The sequence below is a fragment of the Candidatus Edwardsbacteria bacterium RifOxyA12_full_54_48 genome (genome assembly GCA_001777915.1).
In the GTDB taxonomy this organism is placed as follows: domain Bacteria; phylum Edwardsbacteria; class AC1; order AC1; family EtOH8; genus UBA2226.
Map to the genome: position 1 here is coordinate 92,032 of MFFN01000007.1, position 22,217 is coordinate 114,248.

Sequence of the window (22,217 nt, forward strand, 5' to 3'; positions counted from 1 at the left end):
AAAGCAGCAAAGACTCCATCCCGGTCTGACCATAATAACCTCCTGGCAAAGAAAGCCACCCCATGAATACCCTTCTCATCTATCCGGAATATCCGGACACCTTCTGGGGTTTCAAGCACGCCTTAAGATTCATCCTGAAAAAGGCCAATGTCCCGCCCCTGGGGCTGCTGACTGTGGCGGCCCTGCTGCCCAAGGATTGGACCCTGCGCTTGGTTGACCTCAATCTCAAGAAACTAAAAGAAAAAGATATCGCCTGGGCCGATATGGTGCTGATCAGCGCCATGGATGCCCAAAGGCCATCGGTCCAGCGGATCGTGGATCTCTGCCAAAAGTATCGTGTCCGGACAGTGGCCGGCGGCCCGCTGTTCTCGGCCAACCCCCAGGATTTCCCAGGGATAGATCATCTGGTGCTGAAGGAGGCCGAGATCACCTTGCCATTGTTTCTGGCCGACCTGGAGAAAGGCCAGCCTCAGCATATCTACACCACCGACCAGTGGGCCGACCTGAGCAAGTCGCCTCGTCCCATGTGGGAGCTGGCCGACATCAAAAAATACTCCTCCATGAACCTGCAGTATTCCCGGGGCTGCCCCTACAATTGCGATTTCTGCGATATCTCCATTCTGTACGGCCGGATTCCCCGCACCAAGAGCACCCGACAGGTATTGGGCGAATTGGAGGCCCTTCATAAGATGGGCTGGCGCGGCGGGGTCTTTATCGTGGACGACAATTTTGTGGGCAACAAGGCCCGGCTCAAGGCCGAGGTCCTGCCGCAGATGGTCGCCTGGATGGATGTACATAAGCACCCGTTCACCTTCATCACCCAGGCCTCCATCGAAATGGCCGACGATGACGACCTGCTGTCCCTGATGGCCCGGGCCGGATTCGATCAGGTGTTCGTGGGGATCGAGACCCCGGATGAGAACAGCCTGCAGGAATGCAGTAAATTCCAGAACAAGAACCGGGATATGATCGCCGGGGTCAAGAAGATCCAGGGCTGCGGGATCCAGGTCCATGCCGGATTCATCGTGGGCTTTGACAGCGATCCCAAGAGCATCTTTGACACCCAGATAAAGTTCATCCAGCAGAGCGGCATCGCCACCGCCATGGTCAGCCTGCTCAACATCCTGCCAAAAACAAAACTTTACTGGCGGCTAAAGGACCAGGACCGGTTGACCAAAGAGTTTTCCGGAGATAACACCGATTTTAACTTGAATTTCGTGCCCAAGATGGGCCCGGTCCCGCTGCTGGAGGGATACCGGAAAATTGTCAAAACAATTTACTCCCCGAGGAATTATTACCGGCGGGTGAGGACCTTTTTGCGGGAATACCGGCCGGTCAAAGTGCAAAAGCCCAGGTTTAGCTTCTCCCGGCTGGCGGCCTTTGCCAGTTCCATTGTGGTGCTGGGGTTGTGGAGCAAGGAACGTTTTCAGTACTGGGGCTTGGTCTTCTGGACCCTGTTCAAAAGGCCCCGGCTGTTTCCCACCGCCATCACCATGACCATCTACGGCTACCATTTCAGGAAGGTGTTCCATTGCTGAACGCCCAACCGTCAGTAAAGATGAGAGACCCCTGCCAAAACACCCCGTTCGCCCGGCTCCGGCCGGGTTTTTTGCTTGTAAAGGATCGATAAATCCGCTAAAATACCCACATGTACCTGCCTAAAAAAATATTGGACTCCATAAACTCCCTCGGGCAGATCTACGAAGTGGGCGGAGTGGTCCGGGATCGCATCCGCTACAGCTTGTCGCTGGACACCGGAGGGATCGATCACCATAAATTCTGGTCCTATCCGGCCGAAGAGGTCGATTACCTGGTGACCGGGATGCCGATTGATGCCCTGATATCGGGCCTTGGATATTACGGCCAGGTGGAACTGGCGGGAAGGTCTTTCGGCGTGATAAAGTTTAAATTGCATATTGCAAATTGCCAAGCGAAAACCGTGGATATCGCTCTGCCACGCAAGGAGACCAGCACCGGTTTGGGCCACCGGGACTTTGAGATAGAGTTCGACCCCGATCTGCCGGTGGAACAGGATCTGGGCCGGAGGGATTTTACCGTCAACGCCATTGCTTTGAATGTTGCAAATATCAAATCCCGAATCCCAAATTTGATAGACCCCTATAACGGGCTTCAGGACATCAAAGACCGGCTGATCAGGATGGTAAACCCCCGGGTTTTCAAAGAGGATCCTTTGAGGATGCTGCGGGCCTGTCAGTTCGCCGCCCGGTTCCAGTTCTCCATCGAGCAGGATACCTTCAAGGCCATCAAAAAGAACGCCAGGCTGATCAGGACCGTTTCCCCGGAGAGAATTCAGCAGGAACTGAATAAGATGCTGCTCAAGGCCGACCAGCCATCCATAGGGTTATGGCTGATGCAGCGCAGCGGATTGCTCAAAGAGATATTCCCGGAATTGGAGGCCGGGGTGGATGTCACCCAGCCGGGAGGCTATCACCGCTACAAGGTATTCGAGCATTCCATAAAATCCGTTGACTATGCGCCAAAGAGTTTAGAGATGCGGCTGGCGGCCCTGCTGCACGATATAGCCAAGCCCCGGTGCCGGGAGGTCTTCGAAGGCGGGGCGCATTTCTATGGACACGACAAGCTGGGAGAGAAGATCGCCAAAGAACTGTTGGAAAGGCTGAAATATTCCGGCCAGATCATCTCTCGGGTGGCCCTGTTGGTACGCCGACACATGTTCGCTTTTCCCCAGACCGAGAAGGGCCTGAGGAGGCTGGTTGCCAAGGTCGGCATCAAGGGAGTGTACGATCTGATAGAACTGCGGCGGGCTGATATCCGGGCCCAGGGACGCGGCACCGAGGAGGACGATCGCGAATTGGACCATTTCGAACAGGCCCTCACTGAGGTGATAAACAAAAATCCCCCCTTCACCATCAACGACCTGGAGGTGGATGGGAACATTGTCATGACCGAGTTTCACCTTAAGCCCGGCCCGAAAGTGGGGCGGGTTTTGAGGCGTCTTTTGGACTTCGTGCTGGATCACCCAGAGAATAATAAAAAAGATTTGCTGCTGGACGAGGCTGCCCGCTTGTTGGATACTGTTTGATCGAAGGGGGGTTAGGCCGATTATACTTGACAAAGCGATGGTATTTAGGATAAAATTACAATTCTATAATATTGAAACCTTTGAAAATCATTATTTTATCTTAGGAGCATACACAAGATGAGAAGAGCTAATCTGTGGAAGTTCATCTTGACCATGGTCCTGCTGGTGGCTGCCATCTGGCAGCTGGTGCCCACTCTTAAATTACAGGGCCTCACCGAGCAGCAGAAGGCCGAGATGTCCCATGATGAACTGAATAAACTTTATTCCAAGGCCATCCATCTGGGGCTGGATCTCAAGGGTGGAATGCACATTGTTCTGGAGATAGATCGCCAGGGTATGGCCAAGGCCACGGGCAAACAGCCCAACGAGGTCACAGATAAGGAGCTGTCCGACGCCACCGATCGGGCTTTGGAGATCATCCGCAACCGGGTGGACCAGTACGGCGTGGCCGAGCCATCCATCCAGAAACAGGGCAACGACCGCATCGTGGTGCAGCTGCCCGGGGTGGATCAGGAGAGGGCCCGGGCCCTGATCGGGACCACCGCCATGCTGGAGTTCAAGCTGGTGCAGGAGGACAAGGTCCTCCAGGACGTTCTGGATAAGATTGATAAGGCCCTGCTGGGAGAAAAGGGCCAGGCCCTGATGTCCGATAGCACCATGTTCGGCGACAAGCCGTTCAGTTCGTTGCTGCAGTTCGTCAGCAACAGCGAGATGTCAGCCATGGAGCAGGACCGCGAACTGGTGGTGAAGGCGCTTAAGGACCCCCTAGTGCAGGCCGCCATTCCATCCGATTACGAATTCGCCTGGGGCATCAAGGAGGATCGCGAGGGATATCGCCGCTATCCGTTATATATGCTGAAAAAACAGCCGGAGATCACCGGGGCGGCACTGGCCGAGGCCAGGATGGGCGTGGGAAGCGATGATGATCCGTCCGCTTTGCGGGTCGACTTCACCCTGGTGCGAAAGTATGCCAATTCCTTTTCCCGCATCACTGCCGCCAATATCAAACGTCGCCTGGCTATAGTGCTGGACGGCACCGTCAAATCGGCCCCGGTCATCCAGGGCCGGATACCCAACGGAAGCGGGCAGATCACCATGGGCAACGCCACCACCGAGGAGGCCCGGGATCTGGCGATAATCCTGCGGGCTGGCGCCCTGCCGGCCCCGGTATCCATTATCGAGGAGCGCTCGGTGGGCCCGACCCTGGGTATGGATTCCATCTCCAACGGCGTAAAGGCCTCCATCATCGGCGCCATTGCGGTGATCTTATTTATGGTAATATATTACGCCCTGGGCGGTCTGGTGGCAGTGCTGGCCCTGGCCTTCAATATCATTATGCTGCTGGCGGTAATGGCCGCCTTCCGCACCACTTTGACCCTGCCGGGCATCGCCGGCATCGCTCTGACGGTCGGTATGGCGGTGGATGCCAACGTGCTGATCTTCGAGCGCATTCGCGAGGAACTGCGGGCCGGCAAGACAGTGCGGGCCTCCATAGATGCCGGGTATGAGCGGGCCTTTTCCACCATCCTGGATGCCAACGTCACCACGGTGCTGGCGGCGGTGGCCCTGTACTTTTTCGGCACCGGCCCGATCAAGGGATTTGCAGTGACCCTGATAATAGGTCTGGCCATCTCGATGTATACCGCCATTCTGGTGACCAGGATGATCTTTGACTGGATCACCGTCAAGTGGAACCTGCAGAAGCTGCCGATTTAAGGAGATATGACAATGATTTCTTTTTTCCATCATCAATCGAATTTCGGGTTCATCAAGAACCGCTATAAGGCCTATGCTTTTTCCATCGCCCTCTTCATTGCCACCATCGTTTCGGTCTTCCTGCATGGCGGGCTGAAGCTGGGGGTTGATTTCACCGGCGGGACCATGATGCAGATACACTTTTCTACCCCGGTGCCCACCGATCAACTGCGTAAGGCCCTTAACGACGGGGGCATTCCCAGCGTGGAGATCCAGAAGGTCAAGGATACAGATCTCATAAAGAATGCCTTCATGATCCGCACCGGGCTGACCGAGGAAAAATCCGGCCAGGAGGAGGTCAAGCCAAGTTCGATAGTCGAGAGGATAAAGACCGTACTGGGCCAGAGATTTCCCGATAACCAGGTCACCATCGATAGCAACGAAACGGTGGGGCCGAAGATAGGGAAGGAGCTTCAACGGAACGCCATATGGGCGGTGCTGATAGGGTGTGTACTGATCCTTATCTATGTGGCCTTTCGGTTCGACTTCCGTTTCGGGGTGGCCGCGGTGGTGGCCATCTTCCACGACGTGCTGTGCACCCTGGGTTTCATTTCGGTGACCAACATGGAATTCAACCTGCAGTCGGTGGCGGTGCTGCTGACCGTCATCGGTTATTCCATCAACGATTCCATCGTGGTGGCAGACCGGATCCGGGAGAACCTGCGCAAATCGCAGAAGGAGACCTACCCCGAGCTGATCAACCGCAGCATCAACGAGACCCTGTCTCGGACTGTGATCACAGTGATCACGGTGTTCCTGGTACTTCTGGCCCTGCAGTTGTTCGCCGGCCGGGTGCTTTCGGACTTCACCAAACCGCTGTTGTTCGGGCTGGTGATAGGTACCTATTCTTCGATATTCGTGGTCTCTTCGCTGGTGGTGGACTGGGAATTAAAATCGCCCACCAAACGCAAGAAATAATGTTCTTCACCGATTTGCGGCTAGTTAGAGATTGACAGAGGCAATAAAATTTTGTATAATTCAACGTTTCTGGTGGGGTCGTAGTTCAGTTTGGCTTAGAACGCCGGCCTGTCACGTCGGAGGTCGCGGGTTCGAACCCCGTCGGCCCCGCCAGAACAAAAGAAACCCCGTCTTGCGACGGGGTTTCTTTTGTTCTTTTTGGTCATACCCGGGTAAAACCTAATTTCAATAATAATCTCAGCATCGGCTGGTTGCTTTGCTCGACCTCCGTTCGGATTTCCGAGACGCCCAGTTTGAGCAGCATTTGTATGCGCCGTTTGGTTAATTCTGCGCCGTAGCCTTTACCTTGAAGAACTTTAGGCACTCCCAGAGTATCCAAGAAGCCGATCAGTATCTCATTCTGCATTTCCGTTCGGATCTGGCCAGCCGCCACCGGTGTTCCTGCCTGATACATCACCAGGCAATCCCCCCGTTTATACCAACCTTCGGCGATATCCAGTTCAAAAAGGTCGTGGGTCATGGGCGGCGGGCCGTATGCATCACTGATGACCAGAAGGAAATCATTTTCAATGACACTAGTGACGGCTGGTCTGACTTCAAATTCCGGACATCCCGGTATGATTTTAGGGAATGGAGTTTTAAGTATTAAGTTAACGTCATTATTTTGGCCCTTCAGAGATGAATCAGGCATTTGCCGAAGCCCCCCGGGAGAATTCGGTTATCAGATCCATCGAAGTCCGGGCTGACCACTTGACGCAGGAGCGGCAGGTCTCTTTAAGGTCCCGGTTGGCATGGGCCTTCTGACCCTCGGGGGTCTTAAGATCAACTCCGATCAGGTCGCGGCATTGGGAACTGCCGAACTTTTCCAGGAAACCGTTGAACAGACGGTCTGCCGCCGGATAACACGGATCCCGGCTGCCGTGGTTGTCGTCCCGGCCCAGGGCCAGACCGATGACCATGATCCCTCCGGTCAGCGCCCCGCACAGGTTTCCGTTGCGGGCGATGCCGCCCCCGAACCCGGTGGCGATCCTGGGCAAACTGCGGCCGTTTGGCATATTAAGATATTCACTTATTGCCATCAGCACCGATTCGGCGCAGTTGTATCCGGAATCGAAATTTTCCAACGCCCTGGCCGAAACATCCATAATTATCCGTTCCTTATTATTTTTAGAGTTGCACTTCAAAATGGATTATACCCAGCATTATATATTAAAATTGCTCCAAATGTAAGCCCCCTGAAATTTAAGCTTTATAAACAGTTGCTGTAATGGTATCATTTCAGCAAAAGCTACTTAACAATTCAGCAAAATGGTGCGGCCGAGGGGAAAAGCTGGTTCCCTAGGCATGACCCAACGGCACTGTAAGTCGTTTTTCCTCTTGACAAAAGGGTGATTTTTATGTATACTTCTCGTCTATTCTGGAAAAACAGCCCTCAAGGATGTTTTTGAGGGCTTATTAGTTGTTTATAAGGAGCAGGTTTAATGAAGACTTATGTTGCCAAAAAAGGGCAGGTAGAACACCGCTGGTTCTTGGTGGATGCCAAGGGAAGATCGTTGGGGAGGCTGGCCACCCAGATAGCCATGCTGTTGAGGGGCAAGGGCAAGCCCCAATTCACCCCCAACACCGACTGCGGAGACCATGTGGTGGTGATCAATGCCGCCCAGGTGCGCCTGACCGGAGCCAAGATGGAGAACAAGGTGGCTTACCGTCACAGCGGCTATCAGGGGGGCTTGCGGACCATTAACTACGGCAGGGTACTGCAGGGCAAAAAGCCCGAGAGGGTGGTTGAAATGGCCGTCAAGGGCATGCTGCCCAAGACCAAGCTGGCCCGCAGCAATTTCAGCAAGCTTCATGTGTATGCCGGCGACAAGCATCCCCATGTGGCCCAGGCCCCACAGGCCCTGGCTAAGTAGAAATTTTCCAATATCACGGCCGGTCTTCCGGCCCAGATGGATTTTATTTAGGAGGTTAGATGACCCAGAACGTTATTCGGGCGACCGGGCGCCGCAAATCGTCTGTTGCCCAGGTTAAAATGACCCCGGGGCAGGGGAAGATGACGGTCAACAACAGGACCTGCGAGGAGTACTTCTGCCGTCCCACCCTGGTAATGATGGTGAAGCAGCCGCTGGAACTTACATCCCAGCTGGGAAAATTCGATATTTGGGCCAAGGTGGAAGGCGGCGGGGTGGCCGGCCAGGCCGGGGCCCTGAGGCTGGGAATATCCCGGGCCCTCAACCTGGTGGAGCAGGAGCTGCGCCCCCCGCTTAAATCGGCCGGATTGCTGACCCGGGACCCCCGCGAGAAGGAAAGAAAAAAATACGGCCAGAAGAAGGCCAGAAAGAGATTCCAGTTCTCCAAACGTTAATATCTTTTTAGGTTTGCGGGACCGGGATGCTCTAAATACCAAATCACATGTCCGGCGTTAAATCCCGCCAGTGGTGTCCGGTTTTTAAACCGGATTCTGGCGGCAGCCGGGCAGAGGAACAACCAACATATTAATCGGAAGGAAAAGGCAGAGTGGCTAGTTTTACCATCAAAGACCTGCTGGAGGCCGGAGTTCATTTCGGCCACCAGGCCCCGCGCTGGAACCCCAAGATGAAGAAGTTCATCTTTGACGAACGCAACGGGATCCATATCATAGACCTGCAGAAGACCGTCAAGTGCCTGAATACGGCCATCGAGACGGCGGGCCGGATGTCGGAGAGCGGCGATGAGTTTCTGTTCGTGGGCACCAAGAAACAGGCGGTGGACGTCATCAAGGAAGAGGCCCAGCGCTGCGGCATGCATTATGTGGCCGACCGCTGGCTGGGCGGCATGCTGACCAATTTCTCCACCATCCAGAAGAGCATCAAGCGGCTCAAGGAACTGGACAAACTGGCCGTCAGCAGCTATCAGGGATACACCAAGAAAGAGGCCCTGGGCATGGAGCGGGAACGCACCAAGATGGAGAAGGTGCTGTCCGGGGTCAAGGAAATGCGCCGGATGCCGGGAGCGGTGATAGTGGTCGATTGCAAGAAGGAGCGCCTGGCCATTGCCGAGGCCAATCGGCTGGACATCCCGGTGATAGCCCTGGTGGACACCAATGTGGATCCCGATCCGGTGACCTACCCGGTGCCGGCCAATGACGACGCCCTCCGCTCCATAAAAATGATCGTCAATTTATTATCCGAATCCATCATAGAGGGCCGGGCCAAGTATCAGCGTGATATGGAGACCCAGTCCAATGAAAGCCATGCTGCCGGAGGGGCCGGCGAAGATGCCAAACCCCGCAGACACCTATCGGACCGCGGAGCCCGCCGGCCGGAGAATAAAGAGGGCGCCAGGGGCGCCCCCAGGACCGGAGCCCCCAGGCGCGCAGTTGGCGGTGGCATGCGGGGATCGGGTGCGGGACCCAGAGCCAAACAGCCGGCCGATAAGCCGGCCGACAAGAAAGAATAGAAAGGACCAGATAGATGTCATTCACTGCAGAGGATGTCAAGAGTTTACGGGACAAGACCGGCGCCGGCATGATGGCCTGCAAAGAGGCCCTAAAAGCCTGCAACGGCAATATTGACGAGGCGGTGGAGTACCTCCGCAAGAAAGGCATTGCCTCGGCCGATAAGAAGACCGGACGAGCTACCGGGGACGGTTTGGTCGAAGCATACATTCACATGGGCGGCAAGCTGGGGGTGATGATAGAGGTCAACTGCGAAACAGATTTCGTGGCCCGCACCGAACAATTCAAGGGCTTGGTCAAGGAACTGGCGATGCAGGTGGCTGCCTCAAACCCCACGGTGGTCTCCCGGGAGCAGGTGCCGGCCGAGATGATAGAAAAGGAAAAGGATATCTACCGGGAGCAGGTGCGCGGCTCAGGCAAACCGGAGAACGTGGTGGAAAAGATCGTGGGCGGCAAACTGGACAAGTTCTATTCCGAGATCTGCCTGCTGGAACAGCCCTATATCAAGGAACCGCAGAAGAACATCGATACCCTGATCAAGGAGACCATAGCCAAACTGGGGGAGAATATCACGGTCAAAAGGTTCGTCCGTTTCCGGTTGGGTGAATAAACAGCAACAAAAATCGCAGGTCCCATTTTGAGCCCAGATTCAAAATACCGCAGAATACTTTTAAAGCTTTCCGGCGAAGCCATGGGCGGAGCCGAAGGCCGGGGGATAGATCTCCCCTCGCTGGAGAGGATAGCCGATGAGGTTTTGACGATTAAGGAACTGGGCGTTTCCATTGGGGTGGTCATCGGCGGGGGAAACCTCATCCGAGGCACCCAGGTCAAGGACAACGGCATCAGCCGGGTCACCGCGGACAACATGGGGATGCTGGGCACGGTGATCAATTCCCTGGCCCTGCAGAGCGTGCTGGACAAAAAAGGCTGCCAGACCAGAGTGATGTCGGCGGTGGATATGCCCAAGTTCGCTGAGCCCTATATAAGGCGGCGGGCCCTCAGGCACCTGGACAAGGGCCGGGTGGTCATCATGGCCGCCGGAACCGGCAACCCCTATTTTTCCACCGATACGGCAGCCGCCCTTCGGGCGGTGGAGATGGAGGCCGAGGTGCTGCTGAAGGGCACCAAGGTTGACGGGGTCTATAATTCCGACCCCAAGAAAGACCGATCCGCCAAGAAGTACCAGACATTGAGCTTCAGCCAGGTGCTGGCCGACAAGCTGGCGGTGATGGACCTGACCGCGGTATCGCTGTGCATGGAAAATCATCTGCCGATCATCGTGTTCGATCTCAATAATTCGGGAACCTTGAAACGGATAATCCAGGGCGAAAGATTGGGAACCATTGTTAAGGAGTAAGCCATGTTGCCACAGCTATACCAGGAGTTGGAACGAAAAATGGCCAAGGCAGTGGATGTTCTGAAAGGGGAATACTCCGGTATCCGCACCGGGCGGGCCAATCCGGCCCTGTTGGACGGTATCAAGGTGATGAGCTACGGAAATCTGACGGCCCTTAACCAGGTGGCCGGCATCTCGGTGCCGGAATCCAGGATGCTGGTGATCCAGCCCTGGGACAAGACCCTGATACCCGAGATAGAGAAGGCCATCATGAAGTCCGAACTGGGCCTGAACCCCATCAACGACGGGAAGGTGATCCGCCTGCCCATCCCCACCCTGACCGAGGAGCGGCGCCACGAGCTGGTCAAGCTGGTAAAGAAGATGTCCGAGGAAAGCAAGGTGGCCGTCCGCAACATCCGGCGGGAGGCCAACGACGAGATAAAGAAACTGGAGAAGGACAAGAAGGTATCCGAGGATGAATCCAAAAAGGCCCACGACAGGACCCAGGAATACACCAACAAGTTCATCGAGCAGATCGAAGAGACCCTGGCCAGAAAAGAAAAAGAAATAATGGAAGTATAATAATTGGAGGATTGGCCCAATGCCGTACGTGATAACCGAAGAATGCGTGGCCTGCGGTAGCTGCGTGGATTCCTGCCCCAACGGAGCGATAATCGAGGGCGAAGACAAGTTCGAGATCACCGAGGACTGCGTTGACTGCGGGGCCTGCGTGGATGCCTGCCCGGTCAATGCCATCAAGGAAGGCTAAAGGAACCAACGCAGATCGAAAGGGCGCTCCCGGTCCCGGCATTAAAGCCGGGATGAAAGGGGCGCCTTTGCTCTTATCCGACACCACAACCACCAAGGCGCCAAGACACGAAGTCAATCAAAATTTCAATTAAAAATGAAGCACGGCACCGATAATAAAACAGAGATGAAGAACCTTCCGGTCCACCTAGGGGTGATCATGGACGGCAACGGGCGCTGGGCCAAACGTCGGGGTCTTCCCCGGCTGGCCGGGCACCGGGCCGGCATGAAGTCGGTCAAGCAGATCGTCAACTCCTGCGGGGAGATCGGCATCAGATATCTGACCCTCTACGCCTTTTCGGTGGAGAACTGGCTGCGGCCCAAGGCCGAGGTCACCGGGCTGATGAGGATCTTGCGGGAATACCTGCTGGGGGAGATCGACGAGCTGGACGGCAAAGGGGTCAAGATCGTGGCCAGCGGCCGGATCGAGGACCTGGAGAAGACCGCCCAGAAGATCCTCAAAGACTGCATAAAAAGGACCGAGCATAACAAGGGGCTGGTGCTCAATCTGGCGCTTTCCTACGGCGGAAGGGCCGAGCTGGCCGATGCCGTCAAGAGTCTGGCCCAGGATATAAAATCCGGACATTTGAATCCCGACAAGATAGATGAATCCGTGATTTTGAAACACCTGTACCATCCGGAGATCCCCGACCCCGATCTGATCATCCGCACCTCCGGGGAGCACCGTCTGTCGAACTTCCTGATCTGGCAGAGCGCCTATTCCGAATTTTATTTTACCGAGGTGCTGTGGCCGGATTTCGGCCGGGAGGAACTGATGCGATCCCTGCTGGAATTTCAGGGCCGGGAGCGGCGCTTCGGCCGGGTATGAGTCAAGTTACGGTGGGATATAAAAAAAGTGGAGACTTCTAACCACCAAGGCACCAAATTTATTTAAACCTATAATCAAAAATAAATTCAGTTTGGCACCGCAGTATCACTTCGACATTGCTTGGTGTATGCCTGGTGGGAAACCCTGACTAATGTTGATCAGGTTAGTTAATAAGTAATAGGATGAGATATGACCGATCAAAACAACATCGAAGAATTCAGGCCCAAGGATAAAAGCTTCAAAAGCCGATTCTCCACGCTGGGACTACGCGCTTTGGTGGCATTGGCCGGCATCCCCCTGATGCTGGGGATGTCCTATCTGGGAGGTTTCTGGCTGGCCGGGCTGGTGGCGGCCCTGTCGTTTTTGGGCCTGTGGGAATTCTACGGACTGGCCAGGGCCAAGGGGCTGTATCCCCTGACCTGGTGGGGCCTGTCCGGGGGGATGATCCTGCTGGCCTTTCTGGGCCTGAGATGGCAGTTTCTGTTGGCCCTATTGGTCCTGTGGGTGATGCTGATAATGTCCCGGATGGTCTTCAGGGACGAGGTAAAGGAATCCATCAGCCGCATCGGCATAACCATCATGGGCGTTCTGTATATCCCCTTCTTGTTCGGACATATGTTGTTGCTGCGGACCGACTATAGTTTTACAGGATATAAACTGTTGTTCTTTTCCATGGCCCTGGTCTGGCTGTGCGACACCGGGGCCTATTTTTCGGGGATGATGCTGGGGAAGCATCCCCTGGCGCCGCATATCAGCCCCAAGAAGTCAATCGAAGGGCTTATCGGCGGGCTGGTGGTGACCATCGTTACGGCGGTGCTGCTCCAGAGATGGTGGCTGTGGGAGATATCGCTGATTGATTCTCTGATCATGGCCGCCGGGGCGGTGGTGCTGGGCACCCTGGGAGATCTGGTGGAATCGCTGTTCAAGCGGGATGCCAGCGTCAAGGATGCCGGCAATCTGCTGCCGGGCCACGGCGGGATACTGGACCGGTTCGACAGCATGCTGTTCGTGATACCCTTTGTTTATTGGTATTTCCGGTTGTTTGTGATAGGGTGATGTGGATAATTAATAATATTTTTATATATGGCAATTGATATGTGGTACTTCTTAATATTCATAATGGGCGGTATAGGTATATATTCAGGTGTTACAGGTCTACGAAAAAAGGGGCGGGGTTCAATATATGAGCATGCTTCGCTTTTATAGTTAATTGCCGGTATATTAGCTATGGCTTTTTTATTGTCTTTATTTATAAAAAAATGATAATAAATTTAATCCTGCTTCACAGCGGGTCTTCTTATGTGCCTTTTGATTATTTTCCCACTTTGTAGTAAAATCCTTTATTCGTAAATTATAAATTGTTATTATACCCGCAACCGATTTTCTGGTCATAGGCTCCGGCATAGCCGGGCTGACCTTTGTTATACGTTACTTTCTTATGACTAAGAAAGTAACCAAAGAAGTCTTTACCGCCCAGTTGCGCGGTGTGTGTGGCGTCCGCTCCGGCATTCACTGAACCAGAACCGGCCATAAGCCAATAACCCACTGAATGCTTTTCCGGAGCTGCAGCAATGCCGCTCCACTGATGGCGGGGCACCGGAGGGCTATGATATTTTTGTCTGATAAAAGGTCGCATTAGCTCTGTTGCTGAAAAGAGGAGGCCGTTGAGAATTTGGCATTGTTCGAGCGAAGCGAGTTTGTCAAATTCAGGCCGACGATATAAGACTGCCGAGCAGAGGTTTAGCGACGAGCTTTTGACCTCACCCTTCCCTCTCCTAATGCTTTAGGAGAGGGGTAGGGGAGAGGTTCGGAACAAAAAAGAAAAAGAACAAAGCTAATCCGCGATCTGTCGCCTATACGTAATAAAATTATTTTATATTAAATATGCCCTCAACCGATTTTCTGGTCATAGGCTCCGGCATAGCCGGGCTGACCTTCGCCCTAAAGGCTGCCGAGCACGGCAAGGTGACCATCGTCACCAAGAAGGACGACACCGAGTCCAACACCAATTACGCCCAGGGCGGGGTGGCGGCGGTGTTCGGCTCCGACGACGGCATCGAGGACCACATCCGCGATACCATCGAGGCCGGGGCCGGGCTGTGCAACCCGGAGGCCGTCCGGGCCATGGTCAGCGAGGGGCCGGAGCTGGTGCAGGAGCTTTCCCAGATGGGGGTGGGGTTCACCATGAACACCCAGGGGGGGCTGGACCTGGGCAAGGAGGGCGGGCACTCCAAAAGAAGGATCGTCCACGCCAAGGACTACACCGGGTTCGAGATCGAACGGGCCCTGGTGGCCAAGACCCGGGGGCACTCCAACATCACCGTTCTGGAGCATCACCTGGCCATAGACCTGATCACCGGCCGGCAGGGCGAAAGAATCAGCTGTCTGGGGGCTTATGTGCTGGACACCAGGACCGGGGAGATCGAAGGCTATTCCGCCGGAATAACCTTCCTGGCCACCGGCGGGGGCGGTCAGGTCTACCTGCATACCACCAACCCGGCCATTGCCACCGGCGACGGCATAGCCATGGCCTACCGGGCCGGGGCCACCATCGCCAACCTGGAGTTCGTCCAGTTCCATCCCACCACCCTGTACCAGTCATCATTTGAAGAGAACGAACGCTCCTTTCTGATATCCGAGGCGGTGCGGGGGGAGGGCGGGGTGCTGTGCGACAAGGGCGGCCGGAAATTCATGCCCGGCTATCATCCCAGGGCCGACCTGGCCCCCCGGGATGTGGTGGCCCGGGCCATAGATTCGGAATTGAAGGCCTCGGGCGAGATGTGTGTCTTTCTGGACATCTCCTCCATCGGACCGGATAAATTCCAAAAAAGGTTTCCCAATATCTTTCAGGGCTGCCAGCAGCGGGCCATAGACCTGGGCCGGGGGCTGATCCCGGTGGTGCCGGCCGCCCATTATCTATGCGGCGGGGTGAGGACCGACCTGTGGGGGCGCAGCGACATCAGCCGGCTGTATTCCGCCGGGGAGACCGCCTGCACCGGGGCCCACGGGGCCAACCGGCTGGCATCCAACTCCCTGCTGGAGGCCCTGGTCTTCGCCGCCCGGGCCGCCAGGGCCTCGATTGAAGAGTTGAAATCACCGGACAAGATAAAGCCGTGGGACTACGTGGGTTCGGTCCAAAGCCGGGAAAGGGTGGTGGTAAGCCACAACCTTCATGCCGTCCGGCTGCTGATGTGGAACTATGTGGGGATAGTGCGCTCCGATACCAGGCTGGCGATGGCCAAAAACAGGCTGCAGGCCATCGCCGGTGAGATCAGGGATTATTACTGGAAATACCGGGTGACGTCCGATCTGGTGGAGCTGAGGAACCTAGTGAGCCTGGCCGGACTGATAATCGACTGTGCCGACAACCGCCGGGAATCCCGGGGCCTGCATTTCACTCAGGATCATCCGGAAACGGACGACCGGCATTTTCGGCGGGACACCCTGGCCAATTCGGGACATATCAATTTGTCTTGACAAACAATAAACTGATTGGTATAATCCCATCAATAGGTCGTTCCGAAATTAAATTCGGGACGACCTAATTAGTCAAAAAGACCACCTATCTTCAAAAATTTATTTCATTGAGGCGGCAACAGGATCATGGCTATAAAACTATCCAACCTGATCGATGAATCACTTATTATTCCGGAGCTTTCCGCCCAGGACGCCGACAATGTCCTGAGGGAATTGATCAACAAGGCCTTCAACAGCAAACGGCTGTCGGCCAGGGAAACGGCCGAGGAAATGCGGGACATGGTCCCCGGGGTCGGCTCCCAGATGGGCCGGAACATCATTCAGCGGGGCGAGACCGAGCTGTTCGATCGGATAAAATATCGGGAATCGTTGGGCACCACCGGCATCGGCGAGGGGGTGGCCATCCCCCATGCCAGAAATGCGATGGTCAAAGAGATGGTACTGCTGATGGGCCGGTCAAAAAACGGGATTGATTTTTCTTCACTGGACGACAAGCCGGTGCATCTGTTCTTCCTGCTGCTGATCCCCCAAGAGGAGAAGGTAAAGAACCTGGCGGTACTGGCGGAGATAGCCCGGATGGTGAAAAAGCCGGACTTTATAAATCAGTTGCTGGAGGCTCCGGACGCCAGGGCGGTATATAAATTACTGAAGAAGTCCGAGGAATGAAACTGGAAAGAAAAATATACAATCAGATATTCCGCGTGGAGATGACCCCGGCCCGGATTTTAGTCCTGGGCTTTTCTATTGCCGTTCTATTGGGGGCCCTTTTGCTGTACCTGCCGTTCTCCACCACCGCCGGCCATCACTGCAGCTTTGTGGATGCCCTGTACACCTCCACCTCGGCGGTCTGCGTCACCGGACTGATAGTCAAGGATACCGCCAAGGACTTTACACCGGCCGGGAAAATAATAATACTTTTTCTGATACAGATAGGCGGGCTGGGATACATGTCGTTGGCTACGGTCCTGTCTTTGATGGTGGGCCGGAAGATATCATTGCGGGAGCGGCTGATAATCCAGGAGGCATACAACATCCTTACCTTGGAGGGGCTGGCTCGCTTTGCCACCCGGATTCTCCGGGTCACTGCCGTACTGGAGGGCCTGGGGGCAGTTATTTTAAGTCTGCACTGGTGGAAGACGGGATTTCCTTTGCCCAAAGCCATAGTGTTGGGAGTCTTTCATTCGGTCTCCGCCTTTTGCAACGCAGGCTTTTCATTATTTTCCAATGGCCTGCTGGATTACGCCGCCGACCCGGTGGTATCTCTGACTATCTGTGGTTTGGTGGTATCCGGGGGGCTGGGTTTCATTGCCATCAGCGATATCTACAAGACCGGCATCCAGAGGACAGAGAAGAGACTGACCACTCACAGCAAGCTGGTGATACTGATGACCGTGAGCCTTATTATCGCGGGAACGATATTGATATATCTGTTGGAACGGAATAACACCCTGATCAATTTATCGGCATCCGGCAAGTGGCTGGCGGCATTGTTCCAGTCCATAACGCCGCGAACCGCGGGGTTCAACACGGTCAATGTAGGGCTGATGCACTTTCCCACCCTGATGCTGGTAATAATACTGATGTTCATCGGGGCCTCGCCGGGCGGGACCGGCGGCGGCATCAAGACCACCACCTTCGGGGTGATGATGGCCTCCATCTGGAGCACACTCACCGGGCGCAGCCGGGTGCTGATCTTCAAGAAGCGCCTGGAGCATGAGTTCATCAACCGGGCCTTCGTGCTGAGCGCCATCGCCGCCATGATGCTGGTGACGGTGACCCTGTTGCTGCTGCAGGCAGAGACGGCGCATTTCTCGGCCGAGAATATGATGCCGGTGCTGTTCGAAGTGGTGTCCGCCTTCGGCACGGTGGGGCTGTCCATCGGCTCGGCCATCAATCCTTTATTAAGCTTTTCCTACGATTTCGGCAATTGGGGAAAACTGCTGATCATCCTGACCATGTTCGCCGGGAGACTGGGGCCGCTGACCATGGGCAGCGCAGTGGTGTGGCGCCGCAAGGACAAGCCGTTCGAATACCCCGAGGCCAAGGTGCTGATAGGATAATCATTAACTGTTGAGAACCCCGGAGCGAATTGTTAATCCGTACAGGTTGTTGGCCTTAAAGTCTATTGATAATAACTCCGTTTTAATGATATAATAGTAACGAATTTAAGCAGGGAGCCATGAGACAATTTGCCGTAATAGGGCTGGGGCAGTTCGGGTCCAGCGTGGCCCTGTCGCTGGCCGAAAAGGGCTGCGATGTGCTGGCCATAGACAGCGATCAGGATAGGGTGGATGAGATCTCGGAACAGGTCAGCCAGTCGGTGACGGTTGACGCCGCCGACGAGAAAGCCCTTAAATCACTGGGCATGAAGGATATCGATGTGGCCATCGTGTCCACCGGCGAGGATATCGAGGCCTCCATCTCCATCGTGCTGATCCTCAAGGAGATCGGGGTCAAGGAGATCATCGCCAAGGCGGTGACCCCCATTCACGGCACCATCCTTAAAAAGGTGGGGGCCGACCGGGTGGTCTTCCCGGAGAGGGACATGGGGGAGCGGATAGCCGAGAGCCTGGCCTCGCCCAATGTCATGGATTACAGCGAGATCTCCGACACCCACAGCATCGTTGAACTGGTGGCCCCCAAGAAATTCTGGACCAAGAAGATCTCCGAGTTAAAATTTGAAGAGAACACGATGGTCTCCATCGTGGCCATCAAGCGAAAGGTCCCGGTGATCACCCAGGAGGGAGAGACAGAGTTCCGGGAGGAGATAAACATAAAACCTTCCCCCGATGAGAAGATCAACCGATCCGATATTTTGATCATGATCGGCAGTTTTGAGGGCATCCAGAAGGTCCGGGGAATTTAATAATACGATCAATTAACAGGTTATTTTGATGGACAGTGATAATAATCAGGAGTTGGAAAAAAAACTAGCCCAGAAAAAAAAGGCAATCGAGACCATAATAGAAATGGGCAAGTTCTATTTTCTGAACCAGAAATTCGACGAAGCTGTGGCGGAATACAAAAAAGCCATAGCCCTGGATCCCAAATGCATTGATGCCTTCTATAATCTGGGCATTACCCTGGAGGCCATCAGCGATCAGGACGGCGCCCGGGACGCTTTTGCCAAAGTGATCGAACTGGAGCCGGGCAACAAAGGGGCCCTGGAGCATTATGACCGGCTGGTGGAGGATTAGCGGAATAGCCTATAATATTTAAACATTTTATTTAAACATTTTGCTTGACAATAAACCTATCATTGTGCTACAACTTCCTTTGTGAAAAACAAGAAAGCCTTATATCACGGGCTTGCTTGCATAGGGGGCCATAATTTAAAAGCCTTTGTTCGCAGTTTTAATAGCTGCGGACAGGGGCTTTTTGTGTTTGTTATTTTACTTTTATTCATAGGTTGCGATTGTACAAATCCTACCACTGTTACCCCGCCACCTTACGATCCACCAATCTTTATTGATAACGAAGCAGCTTGGTCGCCGGATGGTTTTGAGATTGCGTATTATCATGCCGGTGTAGATTCCGGGGGCATATATATAATTAATGCAGACGGTACAAATAGACGACCATTTTTATTGAATAGCCAATCAAATAAATCGTGGGGCTTGCCTGATTGGTCCCCCGATAGTAAATGGTTGTTATTAAATGAACTCAACAGCGCCCAAATATTTAAAATTAAATATCCCACAGGGGACAGCTTAACACAGCTTACATTTAGTGGTAGCAATTTTTTCCCGTCATGGAATTCAGATGGAATGAAAATAGCTTGGGATATCTCAACAGGTGATTCAATAATGGGCACTTGGATTATGAATCAAGATGGCTCTGATAAAAAACGGGTTTATCCTTATGGAAGGATGCCGGATTGGTTGCCAGGTAGTGGATTGCTTGTTTATTCAGGTCCTTCAGAAGGGACTAGTGAGTCACAAATATGGATAATGGATACTACGGGTAATAATAGATCCCGTATAACCAATTTTAATATTGCCAACCGATATCCAAAAGCCTCGCCGGATGGTTCTAAGATAGTATTCAGTTCCCATGCAGATGGTCAAGCATTCAGGGTTTGGGTAGTTAATTCAGATGGGAGCAATCCGATAAAACTAACAGAAACTGGTGGTGATAAACCAGCTTGGTCGCCTGATGGCACAAAAATAGTATATTGTAATACTGTGAATGGCCATCTGTGGACCATGAACTCGGACGGAAGCAATAAAAAACAATTAACCTTCTAACAGAAAGAAGACCCCAATGAAATCGTTCAAATTCTTTTCAACAGCACTGTTTGTGCTGTTCACCAGCAGCATATTTAATGCAGCCTCCGGCGCTGAACTGTATGTAATGTTTAAACCAAATATAGTCAAAACAGAGGCTGCTGTTTTTGCAAAGGGGCAAGTGACTACCGACTTTATACAATCAAAATCTGTTACCACAATTTTGAATAAATATGGTTGCTCCAGCATCAACGCCACTGTTCCCAAAGAATGGGCTGATACTATTTCTTATGCAGAAGATGGCAGCTTGATAAAAACGCTTGATCTTTCCCGTATTTATAAAATGGTTTTTCCTGAAACAAAGGAAAATTTAAATTCGTTGATCAATGAGTTGGAAAACGATCCAGATGTTGCGTTTGTTGATAAACCCTTTAATATTGTTCTACATGCTGTTCCCGACGACCCATCCTTTGGTTTACTGTGGGGCTTGTCGCAAAGCAACGATTGTGATATTGACGCTACCGAAGCGTGGGATGTTTTTAAAGGGAGTAGCAGTATAATAATTGGCATCATGGATACGGGCGTCAAATTAGATCATGAAGATTTATATGGGAAGGCTTCTGGCGAAGAACCGACGGGTTCAACTTCCTCGGATGGACATGGCACCCATGTTGCAGGAACAGCCGCTGCAATTGCCAATAATGGCAAAGGTGTAACTGGGGTAGATTGGAATGCAAGAATTTATTCAAAAAATGTGCTTTCCTTAGGAGATGACCCCACAAAAATGTATCTATGCCTTAAAAGCGCTGTTGATAATGGATGTCATGTTTTAAATAATAGTTGGGGTGATGGTGGTGATGGCACTTTCAATCGTTCTGCAATAAGAAGTGCCTTTGCATATATGTACAAAATGAATAGGGTGGCAGTTACATCTATGGGAAATAACAATACTTCCACGCCACAATCACCAGCTGCTTTTGGGCAGGGAATTATTGCAGTGGGTGCCACTGATAAATATGATGCGAGAGCATCTTATTCAAGCTATGGTTCACATATCGATGTGGTTGCGCCAGGTGGTGAAACCTATAATGATAATCGTGCTATTTATTCGTCCAGTTTTGTTTCGACAACATCTTATGAATATAAAGCAGGCACTTCAATGGCTGCGCCCCATGTATCGGGTTTGGCATCGTTGCTTAAAGGATACAACCCAAACCTTTCTAATGATGATATTGAACAAATTATACGGATTTCCGCGGACAATGTCCCAAATATGGGTGGGGCCGATTGGGATCAGTATTATGGTCATGGTCGTATTAATGCACGCAAAGCCTTAGATTTAGTTGGCGGCCCTAATTATTGCATAAATCGTTGGTCAGCCACAGGCGCAACAACCTATCAAAAATCTTCAATGGGTAGCTATAGCTTTTATACAGTACCTGGTCTAGCAGAAGGTCCATATTTGGCGTATAGATATGAAATTAGGAAAACGGTAACATTTCCTGTAGCATTTAGTAGTGTGCCTACTGTATGGGGCCGTGGTGTGGGCAGCAATGGTTATAATGCTGACTTCGCCAATTATGCTTTGCCCTTTACTGAAGTGGTTCCAGGAACGGTTACGAAAACGGGATGTGTTCTTAGAACTTATATTTATGAAGTATATAATTATGTTCCTCAACGTGTTGGTTGGTTTCCTTATGAAAATCCAGCCAGCGCTGTTTTCCAATATACCGTTTTAGCACCATACACAGCACCTGCGTCAGCGAAGATTTCCGGTTGGTATGAGCCGTATACCGCTACAAAAGCACCCATACAACCCGCTGGGTATATAAATCTTTCATGGAGTTGTGTTTCAGGCACGCTGCCTATAAAATATACTGTACAGGTTAAAGAACCCTATACTACAGGCACATGGACCAACGTTATTTCCAACACCACTATCACGTCCTGTCGTCTTCAGCATGAGCCATACACAGGCGGCAGCGGGTATCGTGTTATTGTTAATGACGGGAAAACAACCCTGACATCCAACGCTGTTGTCATTTATCCACCCAATCCCGGCGATCCCATTGTCTCCTACTCCACCACTGCCGAGGCCACCGCACATTCCAACGGTAAAAAATTAGTTATTGACAACTCCGGCAAACTGCATGTGGTATTTACTTCAAACGATACCGTTTACCACACTACTTCGGTAGACGACGGCGAAACCTGGTCAACCCAGTCGGCCGTAGGCCAAGGCAAGAACCCGGCCATAGAAATGACCTCAAGCTATAAGCCCACAATCTGCTGGTCAAAGGGCAATGAACTGTATAATTCCCAACATAGCGCTGATGTTTGGGGCGCGCCTCAACTTATTTATACGGGGC

24 protein-coding genes and 1 tRNA gene are annotated in these 22,217 nt (G+C 52.9%); 21 read left to right on the forward strand and 4 right to left on the reverse strand.

Annotation, left to right across the window (positions count from 1 at the left end):
* Nucleotides 1-62: 62 nt before the first annotated feature.
* From A2273_12040 to A2273_12060, 5 genes are all read left to right on the forward strand, one after another.
* Complete coding sequence (locus A2273_12040) at nucleotides 63-1,538, forward strand: B12-binding domain-containing radical SAM protein (GenBank protein ID OGF06612.1); 1,476 nt, start codon at nucleotides 63-65, stop codon at nucleotides 1,536-1,538.
* Between the two features lie 110 nt (nucleotides 1,539-1,648).
* The gene (locus A2273_12045) at nucleotides 1,649-3,064 is read left to right on the forward strand and encodes a hypothetical protein (protein OGF06613.1); all 1,416 of its coding nucleotides are present in this window, start codon (nucleotides 1,649-1,651) and stop codon (nucleotides 3,062-3,064) included.
* A 117-nt stretch (nucleotides 3,065-3,181) separates the two neighbouring features.
* Nucleotides 3,182-4,780 carry a protein-export membrane protein SecD gene (locus A2273_12050; GenBank protein ID OGF06614.1) on the forward strand — a complete coding sequence of 533 codons (1,599 nt, stop codon included), beginning with the start codon at nucleotides 3,182-3,184 and terminating at the stop codon, nucleotides 4,778-4,780.
* A gap of 6 nt (nucleotides 4,781-4,786) precedes the next feature.
* On the forward strand, nucleotides 4,787-5,737 hold the full coding sequence (locus A2273_12055) for a protein-export membrane protein SecF (protein ID OGF06615.1): 951 nt from the start codon (nucleotides 4,787-4,789) through the stop codon (nucleotides 5,735-5,737).
* A 74-nt stretch (nucleotides 5,738-5,811) separates the two neighbouring features.
* Nucleotides 5,812-5,890: transfer RNA gene (locus tag A2273_12060), tRNA-Asp, on the forward strand.
* Nucleotides 5,891-5,939: 49 nt separating this feature from the next.
* On the opposite strand, the gene A2273_12065 is transcribed toward A2273_12060, so the two are convergent.
* Nucleotides 5,940-6,428 (reverse strand): hypothetical protein, encoded by a 489-nt coding sequence (locus A2273_12065; protein OGF06616.1) that lies wholly within the window; start codon nucleotides 6,426-6,428, stop codon nucleotides 5,940-5,942.
* Nucleotides 6,421-6,882 (reverse strand): hypothetical protein, encoded by a 462-nt coding sequence (locus tag A2273_12070; protein ID OGF06617.1) that lies wholly within the window; start codon nucleotides 6,880-6,882, stop codon nucleotides 6,421-6,423. Before A2273_12070 ends, A2273_12065 begins: the two co-directional genes overlap by 8 nt.
* 336 nt (nucleotides 6,883-7,218) lie before the next feature.
* Between A2273_12070 and A2273_12075 the strand changes: the two genes are divergently transcribed.
* From A2273_12075 to A2273_12115, 9 genes are all read left to right on the forward strand, one after another.
* On the forward strand, nucleotides 7,219-7,650 hold the full coding sequence (locus tag A2273_12075) for a 50S ribosomal protein L13 (GenBank protein OGF06618.1): 432 nt from the start codon (nucleotides 7,219-7,221) through the stop codon (nucleotides 7,648-7,650).
* 59 nt (nucleotides 7,651-7,709) lie between these two features.
* Complete coding sequence (locus tag A2273_12080) at nucleotides 7,710-8,102, forward strand: 30S ribosomal protein S9 (GenBank protein ID OGF06619.1); 393 nt, start codon at nucleotides 7,710-7,712, stop codon at nucleotides 8,100-8,102.
* A 152-nt stretch (nucleotides 8,103-8,254) separates the two neighbouring features.
* Nucleotides 8,255-9,175, forward strand: coding sequence for a 30S ribosomal protein S2 (locus A2273_12085; protein OGF06620.1), 921 nt, complete (start codon nucleotides 8,255-8,257; stop codon nucleotides 9,173-9,175).
* Between the two features lie 14 nt (nucleotides 9,176-9,189).
* Nucleotides 9,190-9,783, forward strand: a complete 594-nt coding sequence (locus A2273_12090; protein OGF06621.1) for a translation elongation factor Ts — start codon at nucleotides 9,190-9,192, stop codon at nucleotides 9,781-9,783.
* Nucleotides 9,784-9,864: 81 nt separating this feature from the next.
* Nucleotides 9,865-10,530 carry a UMP kinase gene (locus A2273_12095; protein OGF06622.1) on the forward strand — a complete coding sequence of 222 codons (666 nt, stop codon included), beginning with the start codon at nucleotides 9,865-9,867 and terminating at the stop codon, nucleotides 10,528-10,530.
* 3 nt (nucleotides 10,531-10,533) lie between these two features.
* Nucleotides 10,534-11,091 (forward strand): ribosome recycling factor, encoded by a 558-nt coding sequence (locus A2273_12100; GenBank protein OGF06623.1) that lies wholly within the window; start codon nucleotides 10,534-10,536, stop codon nucleotides 11,089-11,091.
* Nucleotides 11,092-11,110: 19 nt separating this feature from the next.
* The gene (locus tag A2273_12105) at nucleotides 11,111-11,278 is read left to right on the forward strand and encodes a 4Fe-4S ferredoxin (GenBank protein OGF06624.1); all 168 of its coding nucleotides are present in this window, start codon (nucleotides 11,111-11,113) and stop codon (nucleotides 11,276-11,278) included.
* A 135-nt stretch (nucleotides 11,279-11,413) separates the two neighbouring features.
* Nucleotides 11,414-12,145 carry a di-trans,poly-cis-decaprenylcistransferase gene (locus A2273_12110; protein ID OGF06625.1) on the forward strand — a complete coding sequence of 244 codons (732 nt, stop codon included), beginning with the start codon at nucleotides 11,414-11,416 and terminating at the stop codon, nucleotides 12,143-12,145.
* Between the two features lie 300 nt (nucleotides 12,146-12,445).
* Nucleotides 12,446-13,201, forward strand: coding sequence for a hypothetical protein (locus A2273_12115; GenBank protein ID OGF06639.1), 756 nt, complete (start codon nucleotides 12,446-12,448; stop codon nucleotides 13,199-13,201).
* Nucleotides 13,202-13,496: 295 nt separating this feature from the next.
* Here the strand turns inward: A2273_12115 and A2273_12120 are convergent, their stop codons facing one another.
* On the reverse strand, nucleotides 13,497-13,676 hold the full coding sequence (locus tag A2273_12120) for a hypothetical protein (protein OGF06626.1): 180 nt from the start codon (nucleotides 13,674-13,676) through the stop codon (nucleotides 13,497-13,499).
* Nucleotides 13,677-14,029: 353 nt separating this feature from the next.
* On the opposite strand from A2273_12120, the gene A2273_12125 reads away from it, so the two are divergent.
* From A2273_12125 to A2273_12145, 5 genes are all read left to right on the forward strand, one after another.
* Nucleotides 14,030-15,622: an L-aspartate oxidase gene (locus tag A2273_12125; GenBank protein OGF06627.1), complete on the forward strand. Its 1,593-nt coding sequence runs from the start codon at nucleotides 14,030-14,032 to the stop codon at nucleotides 15,620-15,622.
* A gap of 126 nt (nucleotides 15,623-15,748) precedes the next feature.
* A complete protein-coding gene (locus A2273_12130) occupies nucleotides 15,749-16,288 on the forward strand; it encodes a hypothetical protein (protein ID OGF06628.1) in 540 nt (179 codons plus the stop codon).
* Complete coding sequence (locus A2273_12135; protein OGF06629.1) at nucleotides 16,285-17,682, forward strand: hypothetical protein; 1,398 nt, start codon at nucleotides 16,285-16,287, stop codon at nucleotides 17,680-17,682. Before A2273_12130 ends, A2273_12135 begins: the two co-directional genes overlap by 4 nt.
* 119 nt (nucleotides 17,683-17,801) lie before the next feature.
* On the forward strand, nucleotides 17,802-18,488 hold the full coding sequence (locus A2273_12140; GenBank protein ID OGF06630.1) for a hypothetical protein: 687 nt from the start codon (nucleotides 17,802-17,804) through the stop codon (nucleotides 18,486-18,488).
* Nucleotides 18,489-18,516: 28 nt separating this feature from the next.
* Nucleotides 18,517-18,819: a hypothetical protein gene (locus A2273_12145; protein OGF06631.1), complete on the forward strand. Its 303-nt coding sequence runs from the start codon at nucleotides 18,517-18,519 to the stop codon at nucleotides 18,817-18,819.
* A 1,038-nt stretch (nucleotides 18,820-19,857) separates the two neighbouring features.
* On the opposite strand, the gene A2273_12150 is transcribed toward A2273_12145, so the two are convergent.
* The gene (locus A2273_12150) at nucleotides 19,858-20,097 is read right to left on the reverse strand and encodes a hypothetical protein (protein OGF06632.1); all 240 of its coding nucleotides are present in this window, start codon (nucleotides 20,095-20,097) and stop codon (nucleotides 19,858-19,860) included.
* A gap of 767 nt (nucleotides 20,098-20,864) precedes the next feature.
* Here A2273_12150 and A2273_12155 point away from each other — a divergent pair.
* Both A2273_12155 and A2273_12160 read left to right on the forward strand, forming a co-directional pair.
* On the forward strand, nucleotides 20,865-21,185 hold the full coding sequence (locus A2273_12155) for a hypothetical protein (protein OGF06633.1): 321 nt from the start codon (nucleotides 20,865-20,867) through the stop codon (nucleotides 21,183-21,185).
* Nucleotides 21,186-21,365: 180 nt separating this feature from the next.
* A complete protein-coding gene (locus tag A2273_12160; protein ID OGF06634.1) occupies nucleotides 21,366-21,587 on the forward strand; it encodes a hypothetical protein in 222 nt (73 codons plus the stop codon).
* Nucleotides 21,588-22,217: the final 630 nt, after the last annotated feature.